Origin of the sequence: Pseudomonas triclosanedens (genome assembly GCF_026686735.1) — a bacterium.
Lineage (GTDB): Bacteria > Pseudomonadota > Gammaproteobacteria > Pseudomonadales > Pseudomonadaceae > Pseudomonas > Pseudomonas triclosanedens.
The window spans coordinates 3,052,046-3,064,494 of record NZ_CP113432.1 but is presented as its reverse complement, the minus strand read 5'-3'; the positions used below and the strand labels follow the sequence as shown (position 1 = coordinate 3,064,494).

General features: G+C 64.7%; 13 protein-coding genes. 9 read left to right on the top strand and 4 right to left on the bottom strand.

The genetic code is table 11. The features are described 5' to 3' along the window. Positions 1 to 13 precede the first annotated feature (13 nt). Complete coding sequence (locus OU419_RS14155; RefSeq protein ID WP_254474119.1) at positions 14 to 439, top strand: phosphotransferase system, HPr-related protein; 426 nt, start codon at positions 14 to 16, stop codon at positions 437 to 439. Positions 440 to 455: 16 nt separating this feature from the next. Then, positions 456 to 2,987, top strand: a complete 2,532-nt coding sequence (ligD, locus tag OU419_RS14150) for a DNA ligase D (RefSeq protein ID WP_254474120.1) — start codon at positions 456 to 458, stop codon at positions 2,985 to 2,987. On the opposite strand, the gene OU419_RS14145 is transcribed toward ligD, so the two are convergent. Beyond that, positions 2,984 to 3,520 (bottom strand): DUF4142 domain-containing protein, encoded by a 537-nt coding sequence (locus OU419_RS14145; RefSeq protein ID WP_254474122.1) that lies wholly within the window; start codon positions 3,518 to 3,520, stop codon positions 2,984 to 2,986. The genes ligD and OU419_RS14145 overlap by 4 nt on opposite strands. Before the next feature lie 168 nt (positions 3,521 to 3,688). Between OU419_RS14145 and OU419_RS14140 the strand changes: the two genes are divergently transcribed. After that, entirely contained in the window at positions 3,689 to 3,865 is a 177-nt protein-coding gene (locus OU419_RS14140; RefSeq protein WP_254474124.1) for a metallothionein, read from the top strand. Between the two features lie 32 nt (positions 3,866 to 3,897). Beyond that, a complete protein-coding gene (locus OU419_RS14135; protein ID WP_254474126.1) occupies positions 3,898 to 4,749 on the top strand; it encodes an SDR family oxidoreductase in 852 nt (283 codons plus the stop codon). Positions 4,750 to 4,756: 7 nt separating this feature from the next. Here the strand turns inward: OU419_RS14135 and OU419_RS14130 are convergent, their stop codons facing one another. After that, positions 4,757 to 5,068 carry a DUF883 family protein gene (locus OU419_RS14130; protein WP_254474128.1) on the bottom strand — a complete coding sequence of 104 codons (312 nt, stop codon included), beginning with the start codon at positions 5,066 to 5,068 and terminating at the stop codon, positions 4,757 to 4,759. Positions 5,069 to 5,116: 48 nt separating this feature from the next. Further along, positions 5,117 to 5,494, bottom strand: coding sequence for a Rho termination factor N-terminal domain-containing protein (locus tag OU419_RS14125; RefSeq protein ID WP_254474130.1), 378 nt, complete (start codon positions 5,492 to 5,494; stop codon positions 5,117 to 5,119). Positions 5,495 to 5,725: 231 nt separating this feature from the next. Between OU419_RS14125 and OU419_RS14120 the strand changes: the two genes are divergently transcribed. Further along, on the top strand, positions 5,726 to 8,185 hold the full coding sequence (locus OU419_RS14120) for a glycogen/starch/alpha-glucan phosphorylase (protein WP_254474132.1): 2,460 nt from the start codon (positions 5,726 to 5,728) through the stop codon (positions 8,183 to 8,185). Between the two features lies 1 nt (position 8,186). Here the strand turns inward: OU419_RS14120 and OU419_RS14115 are convergent, their stop codons facing one another. Continuing rightward, positions 8,187 to 8,585, bottom strand: coding sequence for a hypothetical protein (locus OU419_RS14115; RefSeq protein WP_254474134.1), 399 nt, complete (start codon positions 8,583 to 8,585; stop codon positions 8,187 to 8,189). A gap of 179 nt (positions 8,586 to 8,764) precedes the next feature. On the opposite strand from OU419_RS14115, the gene OU419_RS14110 reads away from it, so the two are divergent. From OU419_RS14110 to OU419_RS14095, 4 genes are all read left to right on the top strand, one after another. Then, a complete protein-coding gene (locus OU419_RS14110; RefSeq protein ID WP_254474136.1) occupies positions 8,765 to 9,280 on the top strand; it encodes an MgtC/SapB family protein in 516 nt (171 codons plus the stop codon). Next, positions 9,270 to 9,536, top strand: coding sequence for a hypothetical protein (locus tag OU419_RS14105; protein WP_254474138.1), 267 nt, complete (start codon positions 9,270 to 9,272; stop codon positions 9,534 to 9,536). Before OU419_RS14110 ends, OU419_RS14105 begins: the two co-directional genes overlap by 11 nt. Beyond that, positions 9,524 to 10,366 carry a non-homologous end joining protein Ku gene (ku, locus tag OU419_RS14100; RefSeq protein ID WP_254474141.1) on the top strand — a complete coding sequence of 281 codons (843 nt, stop codon included), beginning with the start codon at positions 9,524 to 9,526 and terminating at the stop codon, positions 10,364 to 10,366. The genes OU419_RS14105 and ku overlap by 13 nt, the downstream gene beginning before the upstream one ends. Positions 10,367 to 10,456: 90 nt before the next feature. Further along, a complete protein-coding gene (locus OU419_RS14095; protein WP_254474143.1) occupies positions 10,457 to 12,442 on the top strand; it encodes an alpha-1,4-glucan--maltose-1-phosphate maltosyltransferase in 1,986 nt (661 codons plus the stop codon). Positions 12,443 to 12,449 lie beyond the last annotated feature (7 nt).

Here is a 12,449-nt window from a genome sequence, read left to right as displayed (position 1 = left end):
GGAGGAAGCGACCATGAAGCGCCATCAGCCGAATGATATCGACGATACCGAAGACCGCATGGGCACCGTCCGCGAGCTGGATTTCGAGAAAGGCCCGGAAGGGCGCATCGGTGACGAGCGCTCGCCCGGCGAGGTGGAAAACGAATTCCCCGCTCGCCGCCGCCGGGAGATGGGCATGAGCGGCGGCGAAACGCAGAACGACAGCCAGGTGGAGGACAACGTGAGCATGGACGACCTGGCACCGGAAACCCTGATCGATGAGCAGGGCACCGAGTCGCCGCTCGATCCCTCCGATGAAACGCCTGCCGATGAAGAATTGCGCATCGCCGGAGCAGGCGAGATCGGTGGCGGCATCGGTCTGGACGAAGCGCAGGAGGGCCGGGTGAAGCCGCTGGACGGCAAACCCTGGGCGCGCACCCCCCGCGACGAGAAAGAATGAACCGGAGATCCGCCCCATGCCCGATGCCAACGCTCTGCAGGAATACGCGCGCAAGCGTGATTTCAGTGGCACACCTGAGCCACGCGGCGAGGCTGCGGCCCCCGCCGACGAATACATCTTCGTGGTGCAGAAGCACGATGCGAGTCACCTGCACTACGACTTCCGCCTGGAACTCGATGGCGTGCTGAAAAGCTGGGCAGTGCCCAAGGGGCCGTGCCTTGATCCTAGCGTCAAGCGCCTGGCCATCGAGGTCGAGGACCACCCGCTGGATTACGCACGCTTCGAGGGCCACATTCCCGAAGGCCACTATGGCGCGGGCGATGTGATCGTCTGGGATGAAGGCCGCTGGCAGCCGCTGGGCGATCCCCACGCCGGGCTGAAAAGCGGGCATCTGAAATTCCGCTTGCAAGGCCGCAAGCTGTCCGGCAGTTGGAACCTGGTACGCACGCGCATGCCTGGCCGCCAGCCGCAGTGGTTCATCATCAAGGGGCGCGATGGCGAGGCGCGCGATTTCCCGCGCTTCGACATTCTCGCCAAGGAGCCGCTCAGTGTGCTCAGCGGCCAGCCGCTGCCCAGCGAAATGACGGCGCCGGCCAGCAACCGTGGCTTGGCCGGGAAGCCCGCGAAGAAGCCAGCCGCAACCTCGGCGAAACCGGCCGCGCCGCGCAAGTCGGCCCGACAGCGGCTGCCCGAGCGCTTCGCGCCGCAACTGGCAACGCTGGTCGATGCGCCGCCCGCAGGCGACTGGCGCTACGAGATCAAGATCGACGGCTATCGCATCCTTGCACGCCTCGACCACGGCAACGTCCGGCTGCTGACCCGCAACGGCCATGACTGGTCGGCGAAGCTGCCCGAGCTGTGCAAGGCGCTGGCAGGGCTGGAAGTCGACTCGGCCTGGCTGGACGGCGAGATCCTGGTGGTGGACGAGGAGGGCCGGCCGGATTTCCAGCGCCTGCAGAATGCCTTCGATGCCGGTCTCTCCGAAGCGATTCGCTACACGCTGTTCGACCTGCTCTGGCTCGACGGCATGGATTACCGCGACAAGCCACTCGAAGAGCGCCGCGCAGCGTTGCAGGATCTGCTGCGTGAAAGCTCCAGCGACCGCCTGCGCTACTCCGAAGACTTCACCGATGACCCGCGCAGCATTCTCGACAGTGCCTGCCGGCTGGGGCTCGAAGGGCTGATCGGCAAGCGCGCCGGCAGCCGCTACGTCGAGCGCCGCTCCGGCGACTGGATCAAGCTCAAGTGCAAGCGCCGGCAGGAGTTCGTCATCGTCGGCTACAGCGAACCCAAAGGGTCGCGGACGCATTTCGGTGCACTGCTGCTCGGTTTGCACGACAAGGATGGCGAACTGCGATACGCCGGCAAAGTCGGTACCGGCTTCAGCGCCACCAGCCTGAAGGCCATCCATCAGCAACTCCAGCCGCTGGTGCGCCAACGCTGCCCGCTGAAGACGCTGCCCAAGGGGCAGGACGCCAGGGGAGTCACCTGGCTGCGTCCGCAACTGCTGGGTGAAGTGGCGTTTGCCGAGATTACCCGCGAAGGCCTGGTGCGCCAGGCGGTATTTCATGGTCTGCGCAGCGACAAGCCGGCCAGGGAAATCGTACGCGAGGAACCCAGGTCCACGCACAAGCGCTCACCCGGCGCTGCCGCCGGGCGTGGCAACGTTGTCGCCGGGATTGCCATTACCCATCCCGACCGGGTGGTCGATCCCGGCAGCGCGCTGCACAAGATCGACGTGGCGCGCTACTACGAACAGGCCGCCGAGCGCATATTGCCGTGGCTCGGCGACCGCCCGGTATCGCTGGTTCGGGCGCCGGATGGGGTTGGCGGCGAGCAATTCTTCCAGCGCCATGCCTCGCGCACCGAGCTTCCCGGTGTCGAGCAACTTGAACCGCGACTGGATCCCGGCCACGCGCCGCTGTTGCGTATCGCCAATACCCGTGGGTTGGTCGGTGCGGCCCAGATGGGCGTGCTGGAACTGCATACCTGGAATGCCAGCGTCGATGACCTGGAGAAACCGGACCGCTTCATCCTGGACCTCGATCCGGACCCGGCGCTGCCCTGGAAACGCATGATCGAGGCGACCCGACTGACACTCACCCTGCTCGACGAACTGGGTCTGAGCGCCTTCCTCAAGACCAGCGGCGGCAAGGGCATGCACATTCTGGTGCCGCTGCGCCGCGATTATGGATGGGATGAAGTGAAGGACTTCGCCCACGCCATTTCCCGGCACATGGCGAAGCTGATGCCGGATCGTTTCAGTGCCATTTCCGGACCGAAGAATCGTATCGGCAAGATCTTCATCGACTACCTGCGCAATACCCGTGGCGCCAGTACCGTTTGCGTCTGGTCAGTGCGCGCGCGCGATGGCCTGCCGGTGTCGGTACCGATCAGCCGTGATGAACTGGCCGACCTGAAGGGCGCCAATGCCTGGAATATCCAGAACGTTGCGCAGCGGCTGGGCGGCCCTGATCCCTGGAGCGCATGGCCTTCCGCCCGGCAGCAACGCCTCGGCCGCAAGATGTGGCAGCAACTGGAAGGCTAGGGTTTTTGCGAGGCTACCAGTTGATCGGCGATTTCCCGCTGGTGGTAGAGCATCGGTAACCAGAGGCGAGCGAAGCCCTGCAGTTCGGGGTCATCGGTGCGCTTGCTCATGCGATCGAAGGATTCCACAGCAGCCCTGGATGCCTTGAGCTGCGCCTCCGCGTAGTCCCGGTCGAAGCGCTGGCTGCTCGCCAGATCCGCTTGCGCCTGGTCGCTCTGTTGTTTCTGCGCCGGTTCGCTGCTGACCTGCAGGCCGTGTTTCTCCGCCAGCGCCTTCAACTCGGCAAGCATCTTGCCGTGCTCATCCAGAACGCCTTGTGCCTGGTCGCGCACCGCCAGCGTATGCCCGTGGAGCAGCGCCTGCCGGGCGCGGGCGATCTGCTGCTGGCTGTTGCTCATTGTCTCGGCGATGAAGCCGTTGGCGGCGCTGCGCTCGTCGGCGGGGGTCATGTCGCTCAGCAGCAGGCCGCCCAGCACGGCGGCACCGGCAATCGACAGGGCGCGGAAATACGCAGAGATCGGGCGCGTGCTCATGGGCCTTCTCCTTGGGGTATGTGCCGCAGTGGACGCAGTGATGCCGCCAAGGTTCAGAAAAGCAGGCCGATGACCGCGCCGCTGGTGAAAAACCCTGAACTCCGGTTTGGCCTTCCGGCCGAATCCAATGAAGGGCGGGCGTACCGCCCATTGGCTCAGGAGGCTCAGATGAACGACCAACGCTGCGCATGTCCCGGCTGCTCTTGCAGCCTTGGCCCCAACGCCGTCTACCACGAAGGCCGCGCCTATTGCTGCCAGGCCTGCGCCGACGGCCATCCGGACGGCGAACGGCACTGCCTGGACCCGCTCTGCCATTGCGCCGAAGCGAGCGCAACCCGCGCCTGATGACCGATGCCTGCGCATCGAAGGAGAACAGCATGAACGAAACCCTACCGCCGCAGCACCAGGACCGCCGGCCTGGCCGCGAGGACGAGATGCTGCCACACCCTGAATTCGTCTCCAGCCACTACCGGGCGGCGGCCAAGCTCACCGGCAAGGTGGCCATCGTCACCGGCGGCGACAGTGGCATCGGCCGCGCGGTGGCGGTGACCTTCGCCCGCGAGCGCGCCGACGTGGTGCTGCTGTATCTGGAGGAATCCGAGGACGCCCTGAAAACCTGCCAGATCATCGAATCGCTCGGCCAGCAGTGCCTGGAAATGGCCGGCGACGTCGCCGACCGCGAATTCTGCGCGGATGTCGCGCGTCGTGTCGAAGAGCGCTGGGGCAGGGTGGACATACTGGTCAACAATGCCGGCGAACAGCATCCGCAGGAGTCACTTGAAGACATCAGCGAGGAACAGTGGGAACGCACCTTCCGCACCAACATCTTCGGCATGTTCCAACTGACCAAGGCCGTACTGCCGCTGATGGGCGAGGGCGGGGCGATCATCAATACCACCTCCATCACCGCCTACAAGGGCAATCCGAAACTGATCGACTATTCCTCGAGCAAGGGCGCCATCACCTCGTTCACCCGTTCGCTGGCGATGAATCTGGCCGGGCGCGGCATCCGCGTCAACGCCGTCGCGCCCGGGCCGATCTGGACGCCGCTGATTCCGTCGACCTTCAGCGCCGAGGAAGTCGCGCATTTCGGCGCCAATACGCCAATGGCCAGGCCGGGGCAACCCGAAGAAGTCGCCCCGGCCTACGTATACCTGGCCAGCACGGATTCGTCCTACGTCAGCGGGCAGGTGCTGCACGTCAACGGCGGAACGGTGGTCAACGGCTGAACCGGCATCAGTGATGCCGGCTCATCACACAGGCGGCAAGGACGCCGCAAGTGACCGCCAGGACCAGGGTGGTCTGCCAGGGATGTTCGCCAACGTACTCGCCACCGGCCCGCAGGGCACGACGGCTTTGGCGGAGCAGCCGCTCACTGTTGTCGCGGCTTTCGGAAACCAGCTCCTGCAGCCTGGCCTTGAAAGCCGGAAGTTCATCGGCGGCCAGGTCACGGCCGCTTTCCAGCAGCGACTCGAGATCGCTGACCAGTGACTGCAGTTGCTGGGTGCTGCTGCTGCGCTGCAAGGGGGACCATGTGGAATGTGCCATCGGGTTGTCTCCTGCGTTGTGTCGGCTGAGTGAATGCCTTGCGCGGCTTCAGGCCGCGTGGCGGAGCGCGTTGATCAACTCCTGCTTGCGCATGGTCGAGCGGCCGGGAATGTGCCGGGTGCGTGCGCGATTGAGCAGTTCGGCCTTGGTCATCGACTCCAGCGACTGGTCCGGGCGCGGCACGCCATGCTTGGTCGCCACCGCACGGCGAGCGGAGGACTTTCGCGAAGCGGACTTGGCCTGCGGGCTTTTCTTCTGCCCGGAGCCACCTTTCTTCTCACCGCCGCCGGATTGTTTGTTGACCGTGGCCCAGGCGCGGGCTTGCGCTTCGTCCGTGGATACGCCGCGACTCTCGTAGCTCTCCTCGATGTGCTCGGCCTTGCGCTTCTGTTTGTCGGTGTACTTGTCTTTGCTGCCGCGTGGCATGGCTGTTCTCCTTTGATCGTCAGGTGCGTGAAACACACTCGTCCGGAACGCCGGACTTAGTTCGGGAGAGGACAGCCAGACGCGACGGTTCAGCGATTCGGATGAACGGAGGATGCCGGCCGGTGAAACGCTCTGAACTCATCGACTCGCCAGCGGACAGATGCACTAGGGGGCCGCTGCGCTTGCGTCGTCGTGGCTCTGCGGAGCAACCGGCATCCATAGGAGACGGCAATGGCCCTGGACAGCATTCCCGATCAGTCGGAAGTCGAAACGTTCAAGCACGCAGTACTCACCCGCTTGCGCTACGCCGTGGGCAAGGATCCGGCCGATGCCTACGACCACGACTGGTTCGAGGCAGTAGCGCTGGCCGCGCGCAAGTACCAGGTGGACGGCTGGGAGGAAACCACCCGCACCATCGACCGCAGCCAGCGCAAGCGCGTCTATTACCTGTCGCTGGAGTTCCTTATCGGCCGCTTGCTGATCGACAATCTGAGCAATCTCGGCCTGCTGGAAGTGGCACGCCAGGCGCTCTCGGAACTGGGCGTCGATCTTGAACGCATCCGCTTGCTGGAGCCTGACGCGGCACTGGGCAACGGCGGTCTCGGGCGGCTGGCGGCCTGTTTCATGGAAAGCATGGCGACCCTCGACATACCCGCCCACGGCTACGGCATTCGTTATGAACACGGCCTGTTCAAGCAGACGGTCGCCGATGGTTGGCAGCAGGAACACACCGAAACCTGGCTGGATTTCGGTAACCCGTGGGAGTTCGAGCGCCCCGAATGCAGCTACACCATCGGCTTTGGCGGCAGCGTCCTGAGCGAGGACGACGGCAGCGGTGGCCAGCGCTTGTGTTGGGAGCCGCTGGAACGCGTGCGTGCGGTGGCCTATGACATGCCCATCGTCGGTTGGCGCAATGCCAGCGTGAACACCCTGCGTCTGTGGCGTGCGCGTGCCGAGGAGACCCTGCGGCTGGATCGCTTCAACGCCGGCGACTACCTCGGCGCGGTGGCCGACACGGTGCGCGCGGAAAGCATCTCGCGGGTGCTGTATCCGGCTGACAGCACCGAGGCCGGTCAGGAACTGCGGTTGCGCCAGGAGTACTTCTTCGTCTGCGCATCGCTGCAGGACCTCATGCAACGGCACCTGGGGCATGGCGAAGAGGTGCACAGCCTGCCGCGTCAGGCTGCGATCCAGCTCAACGACACCCACCCGGCCATCGCGGTAGCCGAATTGATGCGCCTTTTGGTGGATGAGCGCGGGCTGGAGTGGGACGAAGCCTGGGGACTGACGGTAGCGACCCTGTCCTATACCAACCACACGTTGCTGCCCGAGGCCCTGGAGTCCTGGCCGGTGGGGCTGATGGAGCGCCTGCTGCCGCGGCACATGCAGATCATCTACCTGATCAACGCCTTCCACATCGACGCCTTGCGCGCCAAGGACATCCATGATTTCGACCTGCTGCGCGCGGTGTCGCTGATCGAGGAAGGCCACGGTCGCCGGGTGCGCATGGGCAACCTGGCGTTCCTTGGCTGCCACAGCGTGAATGGCGTCTCCGCGCTGCACACCGAGCTGATGCGTGAGACGGTGTTCCGCGAACTGCACCGGCTGTACCCCAACCGCATCAGCAACAAGACCAATGGCGTGACCTTCCGCCGCTGGCTGTTCCAGGCCAATCCGGAACTCACCGCGCTGCTGGTGGATACCCTCGGCGAAGAGGTGCTGGACGACCCGGAGAATCGCCTGCGCGACTTTGCCGCCCACGCCGAGAAGTCCTCGGTGCGGCAGCGTTTCGCCCAGCAGCGCCGCAATGCCAAGGAGCGGCTGGCGCAGTTGATCGAGGAAAACCTGGCGATCAGGGTCGATCCGGACGCGCTGTTCGACGTACACATCAAACGTATCCACGAATACAAAAGGCAGTTGCTCAACCTGCTGCACACCGTGGCGCTGTACCAGGACATCCGCAACGACCCGGCCACCCACCGCGTGCCACGGGTCAAAATCTTCGCCGGCAAGGCCGCGCCGAGCTACCAGCAGGCCAAGCTGATCATCAAGCTGGCCAACGACATCAGCCGCATGGTCAACGGCGACCCGACGGTGCGCGGGCTGCTCAAGGTGGTGTTCATCCCCAACTACAACGTAAGCCTGGCGGAGTCGATCATCCCCGCGGCGGACCTTTCCGAGCAGATTTCCACCGCAGGTCTCGAAGCCTCGGGCACCAGCAACATGAAGTTCGCGCTCAATGGCGCGCTGACCATCGGCACCCTGGACGGCGCCAATGTCGAGATGTGCGAACGCATCGGTCCGGACAATATGTTCATCTTCGGTCTCAAGGCGCAGCAGGTGGAAGCGCGCAAGCGTGCCGGCGAACTGTCGATGCAGCATGAGATCGCTGCATCGCCGCGCCTGGAGGAAGCGCTCATCGCACTGGGGACAGGCGTTTTCTCGCCCGATGACCCTCAGCGCTACGTCGCTCTGGTAGACAGCCTGCGTTATGACGACCGCTTCATGGTCTGCACCGACTTCGATGCCTACTGGGACGCCCAGGAACGTGTGGAACAGCTCTGGCAGAAGCCGGCGCGCTGGTGGAAGGCCTCGATGCTCAATACATCGCGGGTCGGCTGGTTCTCTTCCGACCGCACCATTCGCGAGTACGCGGAGGAAATCTGGAAGGTGCCGCCGGGCGAAGAGTGACCTACCAGAAGCCGCCGGCGTGACGGCTGGCGGCATAGTCCAGGCGCAGCGCGAAGGCACTCTGAAAGAATTCCATGAGGCGGGTATCGAGCACCATCTCGTTGAGCGAGGCCAGCGAGCCGATCAACCGCTGGGCACCGTGGCCGGCGCAGCGGTTCTCATGGCACAGGCGATGGGTACGCGGATCGGCGCTGATCCGGCACACGCACTCTGGGGCATGGCAGGAGCCGCGCGCACGCAGGCACAGCTCGGGCAGCTCGCGATGGCCCTCGACCAGCTCGACGCTGCATTCCAGGCCATGCTCGCGGGCGAACTCCCCGGCACGCGCGAAAGCCGGCAAGGCCACCTCGACCAGGGCACTGCGGTAGTCCTCGTTGAAACTATCGTGGGCATCGCTCATGTCAGTCTTCCTGCGAATCATCGATGGCCGGCGCACCGGAGATGCAGGAATGGACAACGTTCAACGGCATTGGAGCCGGTTTTCCGTCGAACGGCAGCATGACCGTCCGCGAGATTTAGCAAACCAATCGGCGCCGCTGCCGGTCTGCACTGCTAACAGGGGTGGCAGGGTTCATCGTCATGGGTACCTTCGAGCGTATCTGGCTGACGCTGGTGGATGAGTTTTCCGACCTCAGCGAGATCGAACAGATCACCCGCACCGGCCTGCGCCTGTGCCTGGCCGTGCTGTTGGGTGGCGTGCTGGGTTACGAGCGCGAGAACCAGGGCAAGGCCGCCGGCTTGCGTACGCACATGTTGGTAACGCTGGGCGCGGCGATGTTCGTGATGGCTATCCGCGAGGGCAGCGCGCAGGCCGACGCGGTCAGCCGGGTTATCCAGGGCATCGCGGCCGGCATCGGCTTTCTCTGCGCCGGCACCATCCTGAAGGGCAGCCGCACCTCAGAGGTCAAGGGCCTTACCACCGCCGCCGGGCTCTGGCTCAGCACCGCCATCGGCATCAGTGTGGGGTTGGGGCATTCCGCCACCGCCATGCTCGGCACGCTGCTCGCCCTACTGGTGCTGCACTGGTTGCCGGGGCTGGCAGAGCGCAACCACAACACCGCGGATAGCCAGGGGGATGACCGTCATGTTCCGTGAATTTTCCCAGGCCTGTGCATGGACCGACGCCATGTGCGAACAGGGCCAGTGCATCGGGCTGATCGAATACCAGGTCGCCCGGGAAGGCGCAGCGGTTGAAGTGCTTTGGGTATTCGCACCCGGCAGCAGAAACGCCGCCGAGGCCGAGGCGGCGGCAGACCGCATGCTGCAGCGCGTCCGCGAGATCGGCGCGGATGGCCGCGTGCACTTCGACGATGGCGTCACCCTGCAGGAGGAACTGACATGGCCCGTGTGATCTGGAAAGGCGCTATCAGCTTCGGGTTGGTGCACATCCCGGTGTCGCTCAACAGTGCCAGCCGTTCCACCGGTACCGATTTCGACTGGCTGGACGAGCACAGCCTGGAGCCGGTCGGCTACAAGCGGGTGAACAAAATCACCGGCAAGGAAGTACCCAAGGAGCACATCGTCAAGGGTGTGGAGCTGGAGAAAGGCCGCTACGTGGTGATCAGCGAGGAGGAAATCCGCACAGCACGCCCCGAGGCAACCCAGACCATCGACATCCTGAGCTTCATCGAGCGCAGCGAGATCCCTGTGCCGTTCTACGACTCACCGTACTACCTGACGCCGGAGCGCCGCGGCGAGAAGGTCTACGTGCTGCTGCGAGAAACCCTGCGCAAGTCCGGCAAGGCGGCGGTCTGCCAATTGGTCATGCACAGCCGGCAGCACCTGGCGATGCTGCGCGAGGAGGGTGAGGCGATCCTGCTGATGACCCTGCGCTGGCCCGCCCAGGTACGCGAGGTCGATGAACTGGCGCTGAGCCTGGACAAGGTGAAGCTGGACAAGCGCGAGATGGAGATGGCCGAGCGCCTGGTCAAGGACATGAGCGGGAAATGGACGCCGGCGGACTACGAGGACTCGTTCAGCGAGGAAATCCACCGTCTGGTCGAGCAGAAGGCCGCCGAAGGCAAATTGGCCAACGTTCCGCAGGCAGAAGAGCAGGGCACGGGCGAGGGCGCCGACATCATCGACCTCACCGAACTGCTCAAGCGCAGCCTCAAGGGGGACCGCAGGAAAACCCGCACGCCGGCCGCGCGTTCCGGTTCGGCGAAACGCAAGACCTCCTGATGCGTACCGCCTGTGCAATTGGCCTGAACTTGCGCGGTGGCTGTGGTTCGGAACCCATGTATCGCCAACCGCAGCGAGGAGGGCGCCGCGATGGAACAGGAGAATCAGGCCACTCGGGCAGAGGCTGCCGCCAATCAGCCGCGTATCGCCATCGAAGATGTCGGCCCCCAGCTCGACGGCGGGCGGTTCGCCGCCAAGGCCATCTGCAACCGCAGCGTGCACGTCCATGCACGCATCTTCAGCGATGGCCATGACTGCCTCGCCGGCGAGGTCGCCTGGCGCGAAGGCGGCTGTGCCGATTGGCGGAAGGTGCCGCTGACTCCAGAGGGCAATGATCACTGGAAAGCCGTGATCACGCCGACTCGGATCGGGCGTTGCGAGTTCATCGTGCTGGCCTGGATCGACGGCTATGCCAGCTTCCGCCACGACCTGGAGAAGAAGTACGCCGCCGGGCAGGCGATCGACCTGGAGCTGCGCGAAGGCAGCGAACTGCTGGAGCAGGTACTGAGCAACGCGCCGGATGACTGCGGGGCGGAACTGGCGGACCTGCTGCTGAGCCTGCGGGAATGCGACGACCGGGGGGAGCGCCTGGGCATTCTCATGGCGCCGCGCACGCTGACGCTGATGCAGCGCGCCGAGCACCGCCTGCATCTGGCCCGTAGCCAGACTTTCGCGCTCGATGTGGAGCGGCAACTGGCGGAGTTCGCCAGTTGGTATGAACTGTTTCCGCGCTCGGAAAGTTTGCAACCCGGCCAGCATGGCACCTTCGCCGATGTCCATAGGCGGCTGGCGGAAATCGCCGCGATGGGCTTCGACGTGCTGTATTTCCCGCCGATCCACCCAATCGGCCATACCCATCGCAAGGGCCGCAACAACAGTTTGCAGGCATCCGCGGACGATCCGGGCAGCCCTTATGCGATCGGCAGCGAGGCGGGTGGCCACGATGCGGTGCATCCGCAACTGGGCAGCCTGGAAGACTTCCGCGCGCTGGTCGGGGCCGCCCGCGAACACGGCCTGGAAATTGCCCTCGATTTTGCCATCCAGTGTTCACCCGACCATCCGTGGCTGCGCGAGCATCCCGGCTGGTTCAGTTGGCGGGCCGACGGCAGCATCCGCCACGCGGAGAATCCGCCGAAGAAATACGAAGATATCGTCAATGTCGACTTCTACGCACCGGATGCCGTACCCGAACTCTGGCTCGCCCTGCTGAAAGTGGTGCTGGGCTGGGTAGAGCAGGGGGTGACACTTTTCCGCGTCGATAACCCGCACACCAAGCCCCTGCCGTTCTGGGAATGGCTGATCGCCGAAGTGCGCAGTGCGCACCCGCAGGTGATTTTCCTCGCCGAAGCCTTCACCCGCCCGGCGATGATGGCGCGGCTGGGCAAGCTCGGCTTCAGCCAGAGCTACACCTACTTCACCTGGCGCGACACCAAGCAGGAACTGCTCGACTACTTCGACGAGCTCAACCGTCCGCCGCTGCGCGATTGCTACCGGCCAAACTTCTTCGTCAACACGCCGGATATCAACCCGTACTTCCTGCAGCGCTCCGGGCGCCCTGGATTTCTCATCCGGGCGGCGCTGGCGACCATGGGCTCCGGACTGTGGGGCATGTATTCGGGTTTCGAACTGTGCGAGGCGGCGGCGGTGCCGGGCAAGGAGGAATACCTGGACTCCGAGAAGTACCAACTGCGCCAGCGCGACTATCACTCGCCGGTCAATATCGTCGGCGAGATCAGCCGGCTCAACCGCATCCGCCGGGAGAATCCGGCATTGCACAGCCATCTCGGCTTCCACGCCTACAACGCCTGGAACGACAACATCCTGTTGTTCGGCAAGCGCACCGAGGACCTCTCCAATTTCATCCTGGTGGCGGTGTGCCTGGATCCGCATAACGCCCAGGAAGCCGATTTCGAGCTGCCGCTGTGGGAGTTCGGCCTGCCGGACGACGCCGTCATGGGGGGCGAGGACCTGATGAATGGCAAGCGCTGGGAGTGGCACGGCAAGCGCCAATGGATGCGTATCGAGCCCTGGCACCTGCCGTTCGGCATCTGGCGTCTGCATCCCCACCCGTCATGAACAGGAG